The organism is Streptomyces corchorusii (genome assembly GCF_001514055.1).
GTDB classification, from domain to species: Bacteria; Actinomycetota; Actinomycetes; order Streptomycetales; family Streptomycetaceae; genus Streptomyces; species Streptomyces olivaceoviridis.
This window is the reverse complement of the sequence record NZ_KQ948359.1, coordinates 355,294-374,549: the sequence shown is the minus strand read 5'-3', so window position 1 is coordinate 374,549 and position 19,256 is coordinate 355,294. Positions and strand designations below refer to the sequence as shown.

The window sequence follows — 19,256 nt, the reverse complement described above, 5'->3', positions numbered from 1 at the left end:
GGTCACCACATGTGGTGACCGTGGGGCTCCGCTTAGGGTCGGCACATGACCTCGCCCACCCCCCTTCCGGGGCCCGGCCCCCGATCCCAGCCCCTCAGCCTCGACCTCGGCGGCCGCACCGCCCTCGTCACCGGTGCCGCCAGCGGCATCGGCCGCGCCTGCGCGCTGCGGCTCGCCGCTGCCGGGGCCGAGGTGCGCGCCGTCGACCGGGACGCGGCCGGCCTGGCCGAGCTGGCCCAGCAGGCGGAGCGGACCGACGACCTCGCGGGCACCGTCGTCCCCGTGGCCGTGGACCTCACCGACCTGGACGCCGCCGAACGCGCCGCCGCCGGCACCGATGTGCTGGTCAACAACGCCGGCCTGCAACTCGTGCGGCCCATCGAGGAGTTTCCGCCCGAGGTGTTCCACACGGTGCTCACCGTGATGCTGGAGGCACCCTTCCGCCTGATCCGCGGCGCCCTCCCGCACATGTACGCACAGGGCTGGGGCCGGATCGTCAATGTGTCCTCCGTCCATGGTCTGCGTGCCTCGGCCTTCAAGTCCGCCTATGTGGCCGCCAAACATGGCCTCGAAGGGCTGTCCAAGACGGCCGCCCTGGAAGGCGCCGCCCATGGAGTGACCTCGAACTGTGTGAACCCGGCCTATGTGCGCACCCCACTGGTCGAGAAGCAGATCGCTGACCAGGCGCAGGCGCACGGCATCCCCGAGGACCGCGTGCTCTCCGAGATCCTGCTGAAGGACAGCGCCGTGCGGCGGCTCATCGAACCCGAGGAGGTCGCCGAGGCCGTGGCCTACCTGTGCAGCCCGCAGGCGTCCTTCGTCACCGGCACCTCGCTCGTCCTGGACGGCGGGTGGACCGCCCACTGACCGGCCCGGCGGCACCGGCTCCGGGAGTTTTCCACAGGGCTGCCGGGCCGGGTGGCCCATACGGAATCCTGTGACCATGTCCCGCGATCACTTGCAGTCGGCACCCAGCGGCAGCGCCGAGGCCCCGTACCTCGGCCTGCTGGCCCGCGACGCCTCCGTCGAGGCCTACGAGCAGCCCGTGCTGCGCGCCCGAGCCGAGGGAGAGCCCGCCGACCGCATCGCCGCGCTGGAAGAGGCCAGACTGCTCGCCCTGCGCGTACGCGCGGAACTGGAGGGCCGCCGACGGCGCGAGGCGGAGCTGTCGGCGCTCTTCGAGACCGCCCACGACCTGGCCGGGCTCCGCGACCTGGACGCCGTCCTCCAGGCGATCGTGCAGCGCGCCCGTTCCCTGCTCGGCACGGACGTCGCCTACCTCAGCCTCAACGACCCGGCCCGCGGCGACACCTACATGCGGGTCACGGAGGGCTCCGTCTCCGCCCGCTTCCAGCAACTGCGCCTCGGCATGGGGGAGGGGCTCGGCGGCCTCGTCGCCCAGACCGCGCGGCCGTACGTCACCGACGACTACTTCCAGGACGGCCGCTTCCAGCACACCCTCACCATCGACGCCGGCGTCCGCGACGAGGGGCTGGTCGCCATCCTCGGCGTCCCCCTGATGCTCGGCCCGCACGTGATCGGCGTCCTCTTCGCGGCGGACCGGCGGGCGAGGGTCTTCGAACGCGGGCAGATCGCCCTGCTCGGTTCCTTCGCGGCGCTCGCCGCGGCGGCCATCGACACCGCCAACCTGCTCACCGAGACCCGCGCCGCCCTGGCCGGCCTGGAGCACGCCAACGAGATCATCCGCGACCGCAGCGCCGTCATCGAGCGCGCGTCCGACGTCCACGACCGGCTCGCCGAACTCGTCCTGCGCGGCGGGGGAGTCCACGACGTGGCCGCCGCCGTCTCCCAGGTCCTCGCCGGAACCGTCGAGTTCACCGAGGCCACGGCGGCACCGGCCGAGGCGCTGGAGGCCTCCCGCGCCGAGGGGCACGCGGTACGGCACGGCAGCGACTGGATCGCCGCGGTGGCCGCCGGCGGCGAACTCCTCGGCGCGCTGGTCCTGCGCGGCCACCCCGGCCTCGACCCCGTCGACCAGCGCACCTTTGAGCGCGCGGCGATGGTCACCTCCCTGCTGCTGCTCGCCCGCCGCTCCGCCGCCGAGGCCGAACAGCGCGTGCGCGGCGAACTGCTGGACGATCTGCTGGACGCCCGCGACCGGGACCCACGACTGCTGCGCGAGCGCGCCAGCCGGCTCCAGGCGGACCTGGACGCCACCCATGTCGTCCTCGCCGCCCGCCTCGACGGCCCGGCGGCCGACGCCGACGAGGAGGCCGCCGCCCGCCGCCGGCTCTGGTCCGCCGCCTCCCACCTCGCGGCCACCCGGCACGGCCTGGCCGCGGCCCGCGACGGCGGCACGGTCCTGCTGCTGCCGCTCGGCGCCGGCGACACCGCCACGGACGTGGCCCGCCGCACCGCCCGCCATCTGGGCACGGCCGTCCACCAACCGGTCACGGTCGGCGCCTCCGCACCCGTCACCGACCTCGCCGGGCACCCCGAGACCGTGACCGCCGCCTACGCCGAGGGCCGCCGCTGCCTGGACGCGCTGCACCTGCTGGGCCGGGCCGGGGACGGCGCGGCGGCCGAGGACTTCGGCTTCCTCGGCCTGCTCCTCGCGGGCGAACGGGACATCGCCGGGTTCGTCGAGCGGACCATCGGCCCGGTGGTGTCGTACGACGAGCGGCGCGGCACGGAACTGCTGCGGACCCTGGACGCCTACTTCGAGGGCGGGATGAGCCCGGCGCGCACCAAGGACGCGCTGCACGTCCATGTGAACACGGTGGCGCAGCGGCTGGAGCGCGTGGGCCGCCTGCTGGGCGAGGACTGGCAGACGCCCGCGCGGGCCCTGGAGATCCAACTGGCCCTGCGACTGCACCGGCTGGCGACCCCGGGACGGCACTGACCGGCCCCCCGCGGGGGCCGGTCAGAACGTCGGTACGGTGCCGGCGAAGGCCGGTCGGCACGGACCCGGGAAGGCGGCGGCGCCGCTCAGACGGTGCGCGCCTCGGCGGCCGGGCTCGCCTCGGAGGTCTCCCCGTCCGCACCGTCGACCTGGGCCAGATCGCGGTGGCGCGTCTCCCGCCCGAGCCCCACCGCGATCAGGGTCAGCACGGCGGCCGCGATCACGTACAGCGCGATCGGGGTGGAGTCGCCGTAGTCCTTCAGCAGCGCGGTGGCGATGAGCGGGGCGGGCGCGCCGGCCGCCACGGAGGCGAACTGCGCGCCGATGGACGCGCCCGAGTACCGCATCCGCGTCGCGAACATCTCGGCGAAGAAGGCGGCCTGGGGCGCGTACATGGCGCCGTGCAGCACGAGTCCCACGGTGACGGCGAGGATCAGGTACCCGAACGAGCCGGTGTCCACGAGCGAGAAGAAGGGGAACATCCACAGCCCGACACCGGCCGCGCCCAGCAGATACACGGGACGCCGGCCGACCCGGTCGGACAGCGCGCCCCAGGCCGGGATGACGGCGAAGTGCACGGCCGAGCCGATGAGCACGGCGTTGAGCGCGGTCTGCTTGGAGACGCCGGCCGAGGTGGTGGCGTAGACGAGGATGAAGGCGGTGATGACGTAGTAGCTGATGTTCTCCGCCATGCGGGCGCCCATCGCCACGAGTACGTCCCGCCAGTGGTGCCGCAGCACGGAGACGAGCGGCAGCTTCTCCCGCGTGCCGTCCCGCCGCGCCTCGGCCCGCTCCAGCGCCTCCTTGAAGACGGGCGATTCATCGACGGACAGACGAATCCACAAACCGACGATCACGAGCACCCCGGAGAGCAGGAACGGGACACGCCAGCCCCACGTGCCGAAGGCGTCGTCGGACAGTACGGCGGTGAGCAGCGAGAGCACACCGGTCGCGAGCAGCTGCCCGGCCGGCGCGCCGGTCTGCGGCCACGAGGCCCAGAAGCCGCGCCGCCGCGCGTCCCCGTGTTCCGACACCAGCAGGACGGCACCGCCCCACTCGCCGCCGAGCGCGAAGCCCTGCACCAGCCGCAGCACGGTGAGCAGCACGGGCGCGGCGGTGCCGACGGTGGCGTGCGTGGGCAGCAGGCCGATGGCGAACGTGGCCCCGCCCATCAGCAGCAGGCTGAGCACCAGCAGCTTCTTCCGCCCCAGCCGGTCACCGTAGTGCCCGAAGACGAGCGCTCCCAGCGGGCGGGCCGCGAAGCCCACGGCGTACGTGAGGAACGACAGCAGCGTGCCGACGAGCGGGTCGGAGTCCGGGAAGAACAGCTTGTTGAACACCAGCGCGGCGGCGGAGCCGTAGAGGAAGAAGTCGTACCACTCGATCGTGGTCCCGATGAGGCTGGCGGCGACGATCCTGGGGAGACTGGCGGGGGGTGGGGGAGCGGTGGTTCCGGAGGCCATGTGCGCCACTTCCTCGTGTGCGGTGGGGACGGGTACGTGTCGGCACACGGTAGAAACATGCAGGTGAGCCGCACATGTGGCGGGGCAACATAGTTATGGGGTCGGCTATGCGTGCAGCCACCATGACGGGTCAGGGAGGGCCGCTTCAGGGGCGCGGAGGAGGTCGTGCTGGCGTGGAGAGCGGTCGGCGTACCAATCCCGATCGTGCGGGTGCCGGGCCGGGCTTCGGCCGGTAGTCCGAGGACGGGTTCGATGACCAAGCTCGTTCCGCGGCCCGCCGCAGCGGTCAGCCGTCGCCCACGACACACCGGGCCAGACGCAGCCTCCTGGTCGGGGTCAGTGAAGCTGCCGCGCCAGTAGGTCTGCGGCCAGGTCGGCGAGGATGTCGGGTGCCGGCGTCGCGTCGAGCTCGGCTCCCGGCTCGTCCGGTTCGAGGGGTTCGAGCGTGGCGAGTTGCGAGTCGAGGAGCGAGCTCGGCATGAAGTGGCCGGTGCGTCCGCCGAGCCGGTCCGCCAGCACTGCGCGGCCGGCGGTCAGGTGCAGGAAGAAGGCGCCAGGGCAGGCCGCTCGCAGGATGTCGCGGTAGCGCCGCCTGAGTGCGGAGCAGGCGACCACCGCACCTGTGCCCGCCACGTCCCGCTGGTGCAGCCAGCGGCCGACGGACTCCAGCCAGGGGCGACGGTCGGTGTCGTCGAGCGGCGTGCCGGCCGACATCTTGGTGATGTCGGCCGGGGAGTGGAAGTCGTCGCCGTCCGCGAAGGGCACGCCCAGCCGCTGCGCCAGCAGGCGGGCCACCGTGGTCTTGCCGATCCCTGCGGCGCCCGTGACGACGACGCACGGGGACCGGCGCTCAGTGCGGTCCATCGTCCGGTAGCGCTTCGGGATGCAGCAGGTCGCTGCGCCGCCGTGGGGCGCCCTCGTGCGGCCGGGGAGGCGGACCGTCGGAGCCGGCCGGATACTCCTCCAGCGGGACCCGGTTGCTCTGCCATGCGCTCAGGACGGGGGCCAGGACCCGCCATGCCTCCTCGGCCTCGTCGCCCCGGATGGACAGGGCGGGATCACCCTTCATGACGTCCAGCAGGAGCCGGCCGTAGGCGGGCAGGTCGGGCGGTTCCATCCGCGCGGTCAACGAGAGCTGGGCGAGGGCCTGGGCGCGTGCGCCGATGCCCGTCATGTCGAGGGTCATCCCTTCCGGCTCCAGCCCGAAGCGCAGCACGTTGGGCTGGGCCTGTCCTTCGTGCCCGAAGGGCAGGTGGGGCACGGACCGGAAGCGCACCGCGACCTCCTTGCGGTCCTGTCCGAGCGCCTTGCCGCTGCGCAGCCGGAACGTCGTCCCCGACCAGCGCCAGCTGTCCAGTTCCAGTTCGACCTCGGCGAAGGTCTCCGTGCGCCGCCCGGGATCCACACCCGCCTCGTCGACGTACGCGGGGACGGCGTGGTCACCGATCCGGCCCGACAGATAGCGCGCGCGGCGCGTGCGGTGCACGACGTCGTAGTCGGTCAGGAGCCGCACGGACCGCAGCACGTCGACCTTCCGGTCGCGCAGGTCGCGCTCGCCGAGGGTGATCGGGGGCTCCATGGCCACCAGGCACAGCAGTTGCAGCAGGTGGTTCTGCACCATGTCCTTCAGCGCGCCGACGCCGTCGTAGTAGCCGGCCCGGCCTTCCAGGGCTAGGGTCTCGTCCCAGACGATCTCGATCTCCGCGATGTGGGTGCTGTTCCAGATGGGCTCCAGCATCCGGTTGGCGAGCCGGCTTCCGAGCACGTTCTGGACGGTCGTCATGGCGAGGAAGTGGTCGACCCGGAACACCGCCTGCTCGGGTACGAGACCGGCGAGCAGCCGGTTGAGCCGGCGCGCGCTCGCCAGGTCCTCGCCGAACGGCTTCTCCAGCACGATCCGGCTGCCCGGCGGCAGGCCCCCCTCGTGCAGGGCCGTGACCATGTGCGGGAACAGCGCCGGGGGAAGGGCGAGGTACACGGCGACCGGGTCGTCGCCGGCGACGACCGCGGCGACGTCAGCGGGGTCGGTGACGTCGGCCCGCCGGTAGCGGGCCGAGGCTGCGACGGCCTTCCTGGCATCGGCGGGGTGGGAGCCGCCATGGCGGTCGAGCTGGTCGGCGCACCATCCACGGAAGTGGTCGGTGTCCCAGTCCTCCCGGCTCGCGCCGGTCAGATGGAAGCCGTCGTCGATGTGTCCCGCGGCCCGCAGGGCGGCCAGGGCCGGCAGGAGGTAGCGGGCGGTGAGGTCGCCTGTCGCGCCGAAGACGGCGAGCCGGTTGATCATGTCCGTACGCCTGCCTTCGCCCGGGCGAGGTTCACGCCGCTGGCGATGATCCCGATGTGGCTGAACGCCTGGGGGAAGTTGCCCATGAACTCTCCAGTGGTGGGGTCGATCTGTTCCGGGAGCAGCCCGAGCGGGCTGGCACGGGCGCACAGCGAGGCGTACACCTTCTCGGCCTCTTCGATCCGGCCCTGGGCGGTCAGGTTGTCGGCCAGCCAGAAGCCGCAGAGCACGAAGGCGCCCTCGTCGCCGGGCAGGCCGTCGGGCGACTCCTCGTGGAGGTAGCGGTAGAGCAGGCCGTCGCCGGCCGACAGGCGTTCGGCGACGGCGGTGGTGGTCGCCGCCATCCGCGGGTGGTCGGCCGGCACCACGTGGCGCAGCGGGAGGGCGAGCAGGCTCGCGTCCAGCGCGCCGCCGCCGTCCAGGTGTGCGCTGAGCGTCTGGGCGTCCTCGTCCCAGGACTCCTCCAGGATGCGCCGACGCAGCCGGTCTGCCGAGGCACGCCAGGCCGAGGTCGGTCCGGGCAGGCCGAGTCGCTCGCCGATGGCCGCGGCCCGGTCCAGGGCCACCTGGCACATGCCGGCCGAGTACGTGAAAACCCGGCCGTCGCTGCGCACTTCCCAGATCCCCTGGTCCGGCTGGCGCCACGCCTGCTCCGCGGTGTCGGCCAGCCCCGCCAGGCCCGCCCACAGCGCGGGCTGCACCTCGCGGCCCGAGCGCAGCCACTGGTCGGTGCGCAGCCACTGGTCGGCGCAGTCCAGGATCTCGCCGTAGACGTCGTGCTGGCGCTGGTCGGCCGCGCCGTTGCCCCACCGCACCGGACCGGAGCGGCGATACCCCTCCAGCTCGGTGTCCTCGATCTCGTCGGGTACGGGGCCGCCGTCGAGGTTGTACATGATCCGGGGGCTCCGGCTCTGCTCCACGGCGTCGAGGACCCAGCCGAGGAAGGCGTCCGCCTCGCCGGTGAAGCCGATGCGCCGCAGGGCGAACACGGCGTAGGCGGCGTCCCGGATCCAGGCGTAACGGTAGTCCCAGTTGCGGACTCCGCCGATCGGCGCGGGCAGGGAGGAGGTGGGCGCCGCGACGAGGGCGCCGTTGGCCCAGTCGTCGCACAGCTTCAGGGTGATGGCGGCACGCCGGACCAGTGCCTCCTGGGGACCGGAGTAGCCGAAGTGCTTCATCCAGCGCCGCCAGGCGTCAGCGGTGTCCGCGAGCATCGTGTCGACCTGGAACCGGTGGTGGCGGTGGAAGCGGCCCCAGGACAGTACGAGGTCGAGGTGTTCCCCCTGTCTCAGGTCGTGGGTGCTGTGCAGGCCGGGCAGCGCGCGGTTGGAACGCAGGTGCAGGCGCAGGTCCGGTCTCCGCGAGGGCCTGAGTTCCAGGCCGCTGAACAGCGCCTGCGCCGTGCCGCCGCCGCGAGGCTCCAGGTCCACCCGCAGCCGGACGTCTCCGGAGAGGACCACGGCCGACCGGACCAGCTCGCACCGTCCGGCCGGGGCGTCGTCGGTGAGGTCGGCGCCGGTGCGCACGGTCAGCGCGTCGGTGACCCGTACCAGGCCGGTGGTACTGCGCATCTCGGTGGTGAGTACGCCGGTGTCGGGCTCGTAGCGCTGGCGGGCCTCGACCAGGTCCTGCGGAGCGAGGGTGAAGTGGCCGCCTCGTGTGTGGTCCAGCAGGCCGCAGAACAGGGGGTCGGAGTCGAACCGGGGCAGGCACATCCACGGGATCGAGCCGTCCAGGCCGACCAGCGCGGCCGTCGTACCGTCCCCGATGAGGCCGAGGTCCTCCAGTGGCAGGTAGCCCTCGCGCCTGCGGACCGGGCGGAACGGGGGGTCGGGGTCGAGCATGGCTCCTCGCTTCCGCGGCGCCGCAACGTACCGCCCGGCGCGCTGCGCAGGTCCGGGAAGGACAGCACCTAGAAGGTGATCAGCACCTTCACGACGTCTTCGAGCTTCTTGTCCGCGACCTCGAAGGCCCGCTCCATGTCGTCGAAGGCAAACGTGTGGGTGGTCAGGTGCGTGGGGTCGACGCGCTTCGCCTCCAGCACGCGCAGCAGCCGTTCCATGCGGAGCCTGCCTCCGGGGCAGAGCCCGGTCGCGATCGTCTGGTCCGCCATGCCGACGCCCCACTCGACGCGGGGGATGCGGACGAACTCGCCCTCGCCGAAGTAGCCGATGTTGGAGACGGTGCCGCCGGGTTTGGTGATCTTCACAGCGGTCTGGAAGGTGATGTCCGCGCCCAGTGCCTCGATGGCGGTGTCGACCCCTTCTCCTCCGGTCAGCTCGTGGACGCGCTCGACGACATCCTCGCTGGTGAAGTCCACGATCTCATCGGCGCCGTACTCGCGCGCCAGCTTCTGCCGGCTGGGGACCGACTCGACCCCGATGACCCGGCCTGCGCCGCGGAGCCTGGCCCCCACCGTGGCCATCAGGCCCACCGGTCCTTGCGCGAGGACGGCCACGGTCCCGCCGATCGGGATGTTGCCCTTCTCCGCTCCCACGAATCCCGTCGACAGCATGTCGGCGCAGTAGACCGCCATCTCGTCACCGATGGAGTCGGGAATCCTGGCGAGATTGGCGTCGGCGTCGTTGACGTGGAAGCAGTCGGCGAAGACCCCGTCCTTGCGGTTGGCGAACTTGAATCCGCCGAGCGGTCCGCCCGACTGCGAAGGGAACCCGTTCTGGGACGCCAGGTCGCCCCAGTCGGGGGTGATGGCACCGACCAGCACCCGGTCGCCGGGCCGGAAGTCCTTCACCTCGCTGCCCACTGCGTGCACGATGCCCACCGCTTCGTGGCCCAGCGTCAGGTCCTTCCTCGGGCCGATGCCGCCGTGGACGGTGTGGGAATCGGAGGTGCAGATCAGGGCACTGGTCGTCCGGACCACCGCGTCGCTCGGACCCGGCTTTGGAACAGGCTTGTCCATGAAGCCCACCCGTCCGATTTCCTTCATCACGAACGCCTTCATCCGCCTGTCCCTCCTCTTCCGACTCACTGGTTGACCGGACAACCGTGAGCCGGTCGAATCGACTCCGGCGCGCGACAGCAGCCCGTCACTCCTGCCACTGTCGCAAGGTCCGAGCCCGCTCGCGACTCGACCGGACGAGGGCCCCGGTCAGCGGATCGCGGGCGTGCGGGGGAGGTTCAGCAGGACGGCCCGGTTGAGGTCTGCCCCGGGTGACACGCTGTCCCGGCACTGGCCTCGGCGGCGAAGGCGCCCCTGTTAGCGTGGGGCCACGCGCAAGGGCGGAGGACGCTGTGGGTGATGGCAAGCGCACCGATCGAGCCTTCATCGGATCGTTCACGTCGTCGGGCGGCCGCGGCATCGTGGTGGCCGCCGTGGACCCGGCAACGGGGGCGCTGACCGAGATCGGCGTCATCGACAGCCTGCCGGACCCGTCCTACCTGACTGTCGATCACACTGGGCCGGGACCGGTCCTGTACGCCGTCTCCGAGACGGCACACGGCTCGGTCGCCGCCTACGACATCGCCGGTCCCGAGCCCAGACCGCTCGGCGCCCCCGTGGCCGTACGAGGGGATTCGCCCACCCATCTCTCGGTGGTGCGCGGACACGTGCTGACCGCCAACTACGCCTCCGGCAGCGTGACCGTGCTCCCCCTCGCCGCCGGCGGCGGCCCGCGGACCGCAGGCGACGTGCGGCACTACACGGGCAGCGGACCGGACCCCGCACGCCAGTCCGGCCCGCACGCGCACCAGGTGCTGCCCGATCCCTCAGGACGGTGGGTGCTCGGCGTCGACCTCGGCGCTGACAAGGTGTGGATCTTCTCCCTGGACGCGCAGGAGGGAAGGCTGGTGCCGAACGGCGAGACGTCCTTGCCGCCCGGCACGGGTCCGCGTCACCTCGTCTTCCACCCGTCCGGAAGCCACGCGTACGTTCTCGGGGAACTCGATCCGACCGTCACCGTGTGCCGCTGGGACGCCGTCGCCGGCGTGCTCGAACCGGTGTGGACGGCACCCCTGTTCCCGGACGGCACCGACGAGGCCGTCTCCCCCTCGGCGCCGGTCGTCTCGCCCGACGGGCGCCATCTGTGGGCGGCGGTCCGCGGCAGCGACACCATCACCGTCCTGGCGCTCGACGCGACCGGCGAGCACGCGGAGCCGGTCGCCTCTGTGCCTTGCGGAGGCCGATGGCCGCGCGATCTGGTCCTGCACCCGTCCGGCACGCGGCTGTACGCGGCCAACGAACGCTCGGGCGACGTCACATGGCTGGACCTGGACCCCGCAACCGGCGTCCCGCGACGCGCGGGTTCCCTGCCGGTACCGGCGGCGTCCAGCGTCGTCTTCGTCTGAGGCACGTGCACACGCCCCCGGTCACACCCTGCCGCGGACGACGGCGACCGGGCAGTGCGCGTGGTGCAACAACGCCTGGCTGACCGAACCCAGGAGCATCCCGGAGAACCCGCCGCGCCCCCTGGCGCCGGCAACCATCAACTGGGCGTTCCTGCTCGCCTGGACCAGGACCTCACGGGTCTCGCCACTCAGCACCTCCTGTCGGACCGTCACGTCCGGATATCTCTCCGCGCGTCCGGCGACCGCCTGGGCCAGCAGGCGCTCCGGGCTCTCCACGCCCGTACCGGCCGGTTCGTGATCCGGCAGCCACGCGTGCACGGCGACGAGCTCGGCTCCCCGCGACGCCGCCTCCGCAAAAGCGAATTCGACCGCCTTGTCGCCCTCGGGGGACCCGTCGACGGCCAACACGACGGGCCCGGCGCCGTCCGGTTCCTCGCGGACCACCAGCACCGGACAGTGGCTGTGGGCGGCCACGGACACCGCCGTCGAGCCCAGCAACATGCCGACGAAACCCCCGATGCCCCGGCGGCCGACGACCACGAGGTCCGCGGCGCGCGACTCGGCCACCAGTACCGACACCGCACCGCCGATCATCACGGCGTCGCCGACCTCCACCCTGGGCGCCACACGCCGGGCGTCCTGTGCGGCGTCGCGCGCCAGCGTGTTGAGCGGGGACGGATCCAGCGGCGCGTACATGGGCCCGACCGGCCAGCTGAAGGCGTGCACCACACGCAGCTCCGCACCGCGCCGCTCAGCCTCCAAGGCGGCCTGAACCACCGCGGCATGACTCGACGACGAGCCGTCCACCCCTACGACGACCATGCTGCCCACAACGTCTCCTCACACGTCAGTACCGCTGGCCCTGGGCGAGAGGGGCCGTCAGTGGGTCGGATACGGCGATGCCGGCCCGGGCGGCCTCGGCGTCTGACGGATGGCTCGAACTCCGTTGCTCGGTGTGGGGTGGGGTGACGAACCGGTGTTCCGACCGCCACGCGGCAGTCAACGGGACGGCTCGGTGACCGAAGCGACCGGAGCGGCCGGGAAACCTTGGGGACATGTGCCATCCTTTGCGCCTTACGCGTGCGCCTTACGCGGCCAAGCACACCCATCTTCCGCGCCGCGATCGCGTCCGGCGAGTCGACCGTGGCCATTCGGCGACGCGGAGCTTTCGACGCCTTCCGGAGCTTTCGCCGCCTTCGGTGAGGGCCGTTCCGCATGCACAAGATCGCAGTCGCGCTACGGAACGTATGCGGCGATCCTGGCAGGGAGGCACGGCTGGCTTCGCATACTCCATTGTGCGTCGCCGACCGCGCCGACAGGGAGGTGATGACCCATGACAGCGGTACCCACCAAGACACAACGCGGGCGCGACAGCGCAACGCTCGACGGCGCCTCCTTGGCCGCTGGGGGCATGCTGACGTTCAGCGGGTCGCTCAGCATCCTCATGGGCGTATCCGGTATCGCACAAGACAGCCTGTTCGCCACCTCGTCCCGCTACACCTACTGGTTCGACCTGACCACCTGGGGCGTACTCCACCTCGTCGTCGGTGTGCTGCTCGTCATCACCGGTCTGGCGGTCCTGGTACACAAGAGCTGGGGGCGTGGGGCCGGCGCAGCGGTGGCAGCAATCAGCCTGATCACCCAGTTCATGTTCGTCCCACACTATCCGGCATGGGCCATTCCCATGATGACGCTCGATCTCCTGATCCTGTTCGCACTCACGAGGTTCCATATCGAAACCAGCGGCAGCCGGTAGACCGAGTACGGAAATGTCATCAGAGAAGCGTCTGCGACTCGGCTGCGCGCTCTCAGTGCGGGCGGACCAGGATCTTGACGTTCTCCTCCTTGTTGTCCACCAGTTCGTCGAAGCCGCTCGTGACGATGTCGTCGAGACCGATCCGGCCGGTGATGAACTGGTACGGGTCGACCCGGCCGCTCGCGACCAGGGAAATGGTCGCCGGGTGGTCGTTCGCATATGCGAGGCTGCCGAGCACCTTGACCTCGCGGAACACCAGATCGTTCAGTGCGACCCTGGCCTCGTGTCCCCAGATGGCGACGTTCACGCAGGTGCCGCCCGCGCGTGTGGAAAGGATCGCGGACTTGAGCACCGCGTCGATGCCGGCGCATTCGAAGGTCACGTCGGCGTTGCGGCCCTTGGTCAGTTCCGACACCGCCGTAGCGATGTCCGTAGTGGTCGGATCGATTATGTGGTCGGCGCCGGCCACGACTGCTTTGGCCTTGCGTACGTCCGCGGGCTCCACGACGATGATCGACTCGGTGCCGACCGCACGCAGAACAGCCGTGGTCACCAGGCCGATCGGTCCCGCACCGAACACGATGGCGGTGTCGGCGGACCGGGCGCCGGACAGCCGTACGGCGTGGTAGGCGACCGCGAGTGGCTCGATGAGCGCCCCCACGTCCGTGCCGAGTTCGCCGAGCGGGTGGATCCAGCGGCGTTCGGCTACGACGAATTGTGAGAATCCGCCTCCTCCGCCGGAGAGGCCGACGAATCCCAGCGACTGGCAGACGTTGTACATGCCGCGCAGACAGGGGTCGCACCGGCCGCACACGACGTAGGGTTCGACAACGACCCGGTCGCCCACGCGCAGGTCACCGACACCGTCACCGAGTTCCCGGACCACTCCCGCGAACTCGTGACCCAAAGTGATGGGCACGGTCTCGCCCGTCAGGGGGTGCGGCCTGCCTTTGGCCGGCGCGAAAATGGGCCCTTCCAGATACTCGTGGAGGTCGGTGCCGCAGATGCCGCACCATTCGACCTCGACCTTGACGGTGCCCGGCCGTGTCGCTGGTTCCTGTACATCGTCGATCCGGATGTCGCCCGGACCGTAGAAGCGTGCTGCCTTCATTCTCAGCTCCCTTGCTGGCGGGTGGATTTTGCAGCGGCATGGCGAGGGGTGGCCTTTGGCTCGGAATCCCTTTTATCGGTCGGTTTCGGCGGACCGTAGGAGCAGAATGAGAGTCCTTGCGCCCGCCTGGCTGTAGATCCCAACTTCTTGTAGTGGGCACTGGAATCCTCTGCGAACGCCCTCGCAGAGACGGGGATCACCGGGTCGTCGCGCTGATTACACGGGCTCGCCGGCCGGGCTCGACAGGGTTGCACGGAATTGCATGGAGTTGTTGCACGGCAGTAGCGCTCGGTTGATACTGCGGATACGCTCCCCGGCTGGCGCGACAATGCGGGAGGTGCAGTCGTGAGCGTGCACAGTGCGGTCCCTGCGGGCAGGAGCTTGCCCGATTACGCTCGGGACCTGGTCCGGATGCATGAAGCTGTCATCGGCGGGAGCCGCCCACCGCTGGCGCCACGTCCCCTCGTCTCCCGGTCGTGGACGCGGATGCTGCGGATGGGCCTGGCGGTGGGGGGCGGGAACCCGCGCGTTTCCGTGACGGAGGAAGAGATCGCACGCCGGCGGTACGAATCGCCCATGCGGAGCGCTGTCCAGGAGTTCATACAGATATTCGAAGCGAATCCGGGCGCCTCTCACATGCTGCTCGTGGTCGCGGACGCGGATGGTGTCATCCTCTGGCGAGCAGGTGCGTCACCGGTGCGGCGCCGTGCCGACGCGCTCGGTTTCACCGAAGGCGCGGTCTGGACTGAGACACAGGTGGGTACCAATGCGATCGGCACCGCGCTCGCCGAGGCCGCGCCGGTGGAGCTGCTCTCCGGTGAACACTTCGAGCAGGACCAGCATGCCTGGTACTGCACCGCCTGCCCGGTCCACGATCCTCGCACCGGGGATCTGCTGGGCATAGTCGATATCAGCGGTCCCGCCCTCACACTGCACCCGGCGATCGGCGCGTTGACCGAGACCGGGCGCCGTCTCGTGGAGGCCCAGATCTGGAGGCGTCACCAGGAGCGTCTTGAGCGGCTCCGGCAGTCGGCCGCACCGCTCCTGGCCGCCACGTCGGGTCCGGCGCTCGTGGTCGACGATCACGGGTGGGTCGCGCACAGCTCTGGCGTCGCCGTGGGCGCACGGATTGCCGCACCAGCCGCCAGGCAGACCCTTGCTGTGCCCGGTTTCGGCGCATGCATGCCCGAGCGCCTACCGAACGGCTGGCTCGTCCGGCCATTCGCCCGCGGGCGAGAGGTGCTGCTCCGACTCGACCTGTCCAACTCCCCGATGCTCCAGGTGCAGGCGGGTGACACGGGATGGCGTCGGCTCATCACCAAACGGCATGCCGAAATACTTGCGCTCCTGCACCGTGCGGGTCCCGCCGGCATGTCCGCGGAGGCACTCAGTCAGGCGTTGTTCGGCGATGCGGGTCACCTTGTATCGGTGCGTGCCGAGGTGTCGCGTCTTCGCCGCCAGCTTGGAGGGATCGTGGCGACCCGGCCCTACCGCCTCGCCGACGGTGTCCGACTGACCATCACCAAGGACGCCGGCGCCTGGTGACGCGGCGAACAGCGGGCTTCCCGCGCACCTCGTTGCCTCGCAGGCGGCCGGGCTGTTGGGCCTGTATCGCCGGTGGGTGATGCCACCGACGATGGCGCTACGGCAGGTGTGACGCCTCGGAGCCTCGCGTGTCACGCTGACCAGGCTGCCCCCTGCGTAACAGGGCGTCGCGCAACGGATCCGCTCACCGCCTTGGAGGCCGACGACACGATCACCGTCGTGTGTCCAGGCCGGGGCCTGCGGCTGCCCGAGGCGTGCTCGCCCGAGAGCGTGCGCCGGCGAGAGCACCTGGGGCCGGGCGTGGCGCCCGGCCCCTCTCTCGCCGTCAGCCGTGGACCACCGGTCAGCCGTGTGTGTGCAACGGCTTTCCGGCAAGTGCGAGGTGCGCTTCGCCCAGCGCCTCGGACTGGGTCGGGTGCGCGTGGATGAGCGGCGCGATCTGTTCGGGCAGGAGTTCCAGGTTGTAGATCAACTGGGCCTCGCCGATCAGTTCCCCGACACGATCGCCGACCATATGGAGGCCGACCACGCGTCCGTCGGGTGCTTTGACCAGCTTGATCGCCCCTGTTGTCTTGAGGATCTGGCTTTTGCCGTTGCCCGCGAGGTCGTACGTGAGGGTCGTGACGCCGGTTGCGTACTTCTCGCCGGCGGCTGCCTCCGTCAGCCCCACCGAGGCGACCTCCGGACGGGAGAAGGTCACCCGGGGGATGCCGGCCTCGTCAATGGGAGGTGGGTTCAGCCCAGCGATCGCTTCGGCCACGAACACGCCCTGCGCGAAGCCGCGGTGTGCCAGTTGCGGGCCCTCCACGATGTCACCCACGGCGTACACGCCAGGCAGGTTGGTTCGCAGCCGTTCGTCGGTGGCGACGAATCCGCGCTCCAGTTCCAACCCGGACGCCTCGTAGCCATGGCCGGCGGTGTTCGGCCCACGGCCCACGGCCACCAGCAGAATGTCACATGCGAGCGTGTCACCGGATTCCAGTGCGACGCGCACGCCGTGCTCGTCCTGTCGGGCGCCGGTGAACTTCACCCCGGTTTTGACGCGAACCCCGCGGCGCCGCAACGCGCGTTCCAGTTGTCTGGAGGAGAACTCGTCCTCGGCGGGCAGGAGGCGCGGCAGTGCCTCGACGATGGTCACTTCGGCACCGAAGGACGCCCAGACGCTGGCGAATTCGACGCCGATGACGCCGCCGCCGAGCACGACGACCTTCTCAGGGAGGTAGTCCAGCCGCAGTGCCTCCTCGCTGGTGATGATCCTTTCGCCCAGCTCAAGGCCGGGCAGCGACTTGGAGTGGGAGCCGGTGGCGAGGACGAGGTCGCGGCCGGTGCAGCGCATGCCCCCGACGTCGACGGTGGTGCCACCGACGAAGGTGCCACGCCCCTCGATCACGGTGACATCGTGGGCCTCGGCCAAGCTCTGCAAGCCCCTGTGGAGGCGGGAGACGACCGAATCCTTGTACGCGTGGACTCTCGTGAGATCGACACCTTCGAAGGCGGCCCGCACACCGAACTGCCCTCCATTGCGCGCGGTGTCGGCGACCTCCGCCGCATGCAGGAGAGCCTTGGTGGGGATGCAGCCGCGGTGGAGGCAGGTCCCACCGAGCTTCTCCTTCTCGATGAGGATCACGGACCGGCCCAGCGCGGCCGCCCGGAAGGCCGCGGCGTAACCGCCGGATCCGCCACCGAGGATCACCAGGTCGGCAGTGGTCACTTCGCTTCTCCTTGCCCGGCTTCCGGCAGTGGTCACTTCGCTTCTCCTCGTCCGGCTTGCTGCGTCTGCCGGTAGAGCCGTCCGGCCCGGTAGGAGGAGCGCACCAGCGGGCCGGCCATCACTCCCGCGAACCCGATCTCACGTGCGCGGTCGCGGAGTCGGTCGAACTCCTCCGGCGGTACCCACCGTTGGACCGGGTGGTGCCGCACCGACGGTCGCAGGTACTGGGTGATGGTCAGCAGCCGGCATCCCGCCGCGTGAAGATCGTGCAGCGTCCGCACCACCTCTTCGCCGGTTTCGCCCAGTCCCAGGATCAGGTTCGACTTGGTCACCAGCCCGGCCTCCCGCGCCCGGGCCAGCACGCCGAGCGAGCGAAGGTAGTCGAAACCCGGACGGATTCGCCGGAAGATCCTGGGCACCGTCTCCACGTTGTGCGCCAGCACCTCTGGACATGCGCCGAATACCTCGCCAAGGAGATCCGGTGTGCCGTTGAAGTCCGGGATCAGCACCTCGACCGCGGTACCCGGGTTGCGCCGGTGGATCTGCCGCACGGTCTCCGCGTACAACCACACGCCGCCATCAGGCAGATCATCCCGCGCCACGCCGGTGACCGTGGCGTACCGGAGCTTCATCGCGCCTACCGACTCGGCGACGCGCAGCGGCTCCGCGGCATCCAGCTCCGCCGGTTTCCCCGTATCGATCTGGCAGAAATCGCACCGGCGGGTGCACCGGTCCCCGCCGATCAGGAAGGTGGCCTCCCGGTCTTCCCAGCACTCGAAGATGTTCGGACAGGCCGCCTCTTCGCACACGGTATGGAGTCCCTCGCGGCGCACGAGCTCCTGGAGCTCGGCGAATCCCGGCCCTGTCCGTATGCGGGTCCTGATCCAGGAAGGTTTCCGTTCGATCGGGACGGCGCTGTTGCGGACTTCCAACCGCAGGAGCCGCCGTCCGTCCGGTTGCACACTGGTCATCGGCCCACGGTCCGATCACCGCGCCGCGCTCACAAGGTGTTGCAGCCGATTGCATCCGCCGCCGCGTGCAATTTCCTGCAACCCTGTGCCGCCGGGCCGCTTGCGCAGTCCCATGACCCTCGTGGCCGGAGGACGCCGGTCACATCGGATCGTGGAAGGGCCCTGCGGCATGACTGCGGTGGGCATTGTGGCCAACCCTGCCTCCGGCCGGGACATCCGGCGGCTGGTATCCGGCGCATCGGCTTTCCCGACAGCCGAGAAGGCCAATATCGTGCAGCGCTTGCTCACGGCGCTGGGCACGGTCGGCGTCGAGACGGTGCTGGTGTCCGTCGATCTCGGAGGGATCTCCGCGGCCGTGTTGAGGGCCGTGCGGAACCGGCCGGCGAGGAGCACGCCATGGCCGCACGTCCGCTTCGTCGATGACGATGCCATCACCGACAGCGCCCAGGACACGGCCAACGCGGTCCGCCGCATGGTCGAGGCCGGCGCCAACGTGATCATCTGCCTGGGTGGCGACGGAACCGCACGCGTGGCCACGGCGGCGTTGCTGGCCGGCCCCGGGTACGACGTGCCGTTGTTGTCACTGTCCACCGGCACCAACAACGCCTTCCCGCAGATGCGTGAGGCCACCGTCGCCGGCCTGGCGGCCGGACTGGTGGCCACCGGCGCCGTCGACCGAGGCGTCGCCGCCGGCCGGGCTCGCGCGATCGAGGTACGCACCGGCGAGCGGACCGAGCTCGCACTGGTCGACGTCGCGGTGTCCACAGCGCCCTATGTCGGCTCCCGTGCGCTATGGCATCCCGACGCCCTCACCGAGTTGTACTGCGCCTTCGCCGAGCCGGACGCGACCGGCCTGTCCTCCATAGCGGGCCTGCTCTGTCCCAGCCCGCGGGACGAGCCCGAGGGCATCGCGGTGCGTCTGTGCCCGGCGGAGCGAGCACCCGTCGTGGTCAACGCGCCGATCGCCCCGGGCCTGGTGCTTCCCGTCGGGGTGGCTGCCTGGCGGCCCCTGCGCACTGGCGAGCAGGTGGAGATCAGCACCCCCCGCGGCGTGGTGGCCTTCGACGGCGAGCGCGAACTGGAACTGGCCGGCACGACGGGTGCCACGGTGCGGCTCAGGGAGGACGGGCCGCTCTGCGTCGACGTCACCGCCGTGATGAGCCAGGCGGCACGTGCCGGCCTGTTCCGCAGCGACCGCACCACGGTCTGAGGACGACCAGACCGACAAGAGCCCTAGAAGAAAGGAC

15 protein-coding genes are annotated in these 19,256 nt (G+C 70.9%); 6 read left to right on the top strand and 9 right to left on the bottom strand.

Translation table 11 applies throughout. The annotated features are described in order from the left end of the window. Positions 1–45 precede the first annotated feature (45 nt). The gene (locus tag AQJ11_RS25105) at positions 46–867 is read left to right on the top strand and encodes a 3-hydroxybutyrate dehydrogenase (protein WP_059264462.1); all 822 of its coding nucleotides are present in this window, start codon (positions 46–48) and stop codon (positions 865–867) included. A gap of 76 nt (positions 868–943) precedes the next feature. Next, complete coding sequence (locus AQJ11_RS25100) at positions 944–2,863, top strand: helix-turn-helix domain-containing protein (protein ID WP_014671088.1); 1,920 nt, start codon at positions 944–946, stop codon at positions 2,861–2,863. Between the two features lie 86 nt (positions 2,864–2,949). On the opposite strand, the gene AQJ11_RS25095 is transcribed toward AQJ11_RS25100, so the two are convergent. From AQJ11_RS25095 to AQJ11_RS25075, 5 genes are all read right to left on the bottom strand, one after another. Continuing rightward, positions 2,950–4,326, bottom strand: a complete 1,377-nt coding sequence (locus tag AQJ11_RS25095; protein WP_014671087.1) for an MFS transporter — start codon at positions 4,324–4,326, stop codon at positions 2,950–2,952. 336 nt (positions 4,327–4,662) lie between these two features. Further along, positions 4,663–5,190 (bottom strand): gluconokinase, encoded by a 528-nt coding sequence (locus tag AQJ11_RS25090; RefSeq protein WP_079082400.1) that lies wholly within the window; start codon positions 5,188–5,190, stop codon positions 4,663–4,665. Then, a complete protein-coding gene (locus AQJ11_RS25085) occupies positions 5,177–6,610 on the bottom strand; it encodes a glucose-6-phosphate dehydrogenase (protein ID WP_059264461.1) in 1,434 nt (477 codons plus the stop codon). Before AQJ11_RS25085 ends, AQJ11_RS25090 begins: the two co-directional genes overlap by 14 nt. Further along, complete coding sequence (locus AQJ11_RS25080; RefSeq protein WP_059264460.1) at positions 6,607–8,454, bottom strand: glycoside hydrolase family 15 protein; 1,848 nt, start codon at positions 8,452–8,454, stop codon at positions 6,607–6,609. Before AQJ11_RS25080 ends, AQJ11_RS25085 begins: the two co-directional genes overlap by 4 nt. A gap of 68 nt (positions 8,455–8,522) precedes the next feature. Beyond that, positions 8,523–9,572, bottom strand: a complete 1,050-nt coding sequence (locus AQJ11_RS25075) for an NAD(P)-dependent alcohol dehydrogenase (protein ID WP_059264459.1) — start codon at positions 9,570–9,572, stop codon at positions 8,523–8,525. 290 nt (positions 9,573–9,862) lie between these two features. Between AQJ11_RS25075 and AQJ11_RS25070 the strand changes: the two genes are divergently transcribed. Further along, positions 9,863–10,915: a lactonase family protein gene (locus AQJ11_RS25070; protein ID WP_059264458.1), complete on the top strand. Its 1,053-nt coding sequence runs from the start codon at positions 9,863–9,865 to the stop codon at positions 10,913–10,915. 21 nt (positions 10,916–10,936) lie between these two features. Here AQJ11_RS25070 and AQJ11_RS25065 read toward each other — a convergent pair whose 3' ends face one another. After that, positions 10,937–11,746 (bottom strand): universal stress protein, encoded by an 810-nt coding sequence (locus AQJ11_RS25065; protein WP_244218347.1) that lies wholly within the window; start codon positions 11,744–11,746, stop codon positions 10,937–10,939. 502 nt (positions 11,747–12,248) lie between these two features. On the opposite strand from AQJ11_RS25065, the gene AQJ11_RS25060 reads away from it, so the two are divergent. Next, a complete protein-coding gene (locus AQJ11_RS25060) occupies positions 12,249–12,671 on the top strand; it encodes a DUF7144 family membrane protein (RefSeq protein WP_244218346.1) in 423 nt (140 codons plus the stop codon). Positions 12,672–12,723: 52 nt separating this feature from the next. Here the strand turns inward: AQJ11_RS25060 and AQJ11_RS25055 are convergent, their stop codons facing one another. After that, positions 12,724–13,782, bottom strand: a complete 1,059-nt coding sequence (locus AQJ11_RS25055) for a 2,3-butanediol dehydrogenase (RefSeq protein ID WP_059264457.1) — start codon at positions 13,780–13,782, stop codon at positions 12,724–12,726. Positions 13,783–14,358: 576 nt separating this feature from the next. On the opposite strand from AQJ11_RS25055, the gene AQJ11_RS25050 reads away from it, so the two are divergent. Then, positions 14,359–15,327, top strand: a complete 969-nt coding sequence (locus AQJ11_RS25050; protein ID WP_244218345.1) for a sigma-54-dependent transcriptional regulator family protein — start codon at positions 14,359–14,361, stop codon at positions 15,325–15,327. Between the two features lie 343 nt (positions 15,328–15,670). On the opposite strand, the gene lpdA is transcribed toward AQJ11_RS25050, so the two are convergent. Next, positions 15,671–17,038 (bottom strand): dihydrolipoyl dehydrogenase, encoded by a 1,368-nt coding sequence (gene lpdA / locus AQJ11_RS25045; RefSeq protein WP_059264455.1) that lies wholly within the window; start codon positions 17,036–17,038, stop codon positions 15,671–15,673. 32 nt (positions 17,039–17,070) lie between these two features. Continuing rightward, entirely contained in the window at positions 17,071–18,009 is a 939-nt protein-coding gene (gene lipA, locus AQJ11_RS25040) for a lipoyl synthase (protein ID WP_059264454.1), read from the bottom strand. A gap of 112 nt (positions 18,010–18,121) precedes the next feature. On the opposite strand from lipA, the gene AQJ11_RS25035 reads away from it, so the two are divergent. Beyond that, the gene (locus AQJ11_RS25035; RefSeq protein WP_244218344.1) at positions 18,122–19,219 is read left to right on the top strand and encodes an ATP-NAD kinase family protein; all 1,098 of its coding nucleotides are present in this window, start codon (positions 18,122–18,124) and stop codon (positions 19,217–19,219) included. Positions 19,220–19,256: the final 37 nt, after the last annotated feature.

Coding starts and splice junctions, on each gene's coding strand:
- AQJ11_RS25105 (WP_059264462.1), top strand. CDS start 46: ATGACCTCGCCCACCCCCCTTCCGGGGCCCGGCCCCCGATCCCAGCCC.
- AQJ11_RS25100 (WP_014671088.1), top strand. CDS start 944: ATGTCCCGCGATCACTTGCAGTCGGCACCCAGCGGCAGCGCCGAGGCC.
- AQJ11_RS25095 (WP_014671087.1), bottom strand. CDS start 4,326: ATGGCCTCCGGAACCACCGCTCCCCCACCCCCCGCCAGTCTCCCCAGG.
- AQJ11_RS25090 (WP_079082400.1), bottom strand. CDS start 5,190: ATGGACCGCACTGAGCGCCGGTCCCCGTGCGTCGTCGTCACGGGCGCC.
- AQJ11_RS25085 (WP_059264461.1), bottom strand. CDS start 6,610: ATGATCAACCGGCTCGCCGTCTTCGGCGCGACAGGCGACCTCACCGCC.
- AQJ11_RS25080 (WP_059264460.1), bottom strand. CDS start 8,454: ATGCTCGACCCCGACCCCCCGTTCCGCCCGGTCCGCAGGCGCGAGGGC.
- AQJ11_RS25075 (WP_059264459.1), bottom strand. CDS start 9,572: ATGAAGGCGTTCGTGATGAAGGAAATCGGACGGGTGGGCTTCATGGAC.
- AQJ11_RS25060 (WP_244218346.1), top strand. CDS start 12,249: ATGACAGCGGTACCCACCAAGACACAACGCGGGCGCGACAGCGCAACG.
- AQJ11_RS25055 (WP_059264457.1), bottom strand. CDS start 13,782: ATGAAGGCAGCACGCTTCTACGGTCCGGGCGACATCCGGATCGACGAT.
- AQJ11_RS25050 (WP_244218345.1), top strand. CDS start 14,359: ATGCGGAGCGCTGTCCAGGAGTTCATACAGATATTCGAAGCGAATCCG.
- lipA (WP_059264454.1), bottom strand. CDS start 18,009: ATGACCAGTGTGCAACCGGACGGACGGCGGCTCCTGCGGTTGGAAGTC.
- AQJ11_RS25035 (WP_244218344.1), top strand. CDS start 18,122: ATGACCCTCGTGGCCGGAGGACGCCGGTCACATCGGATCGTGGAAGGG.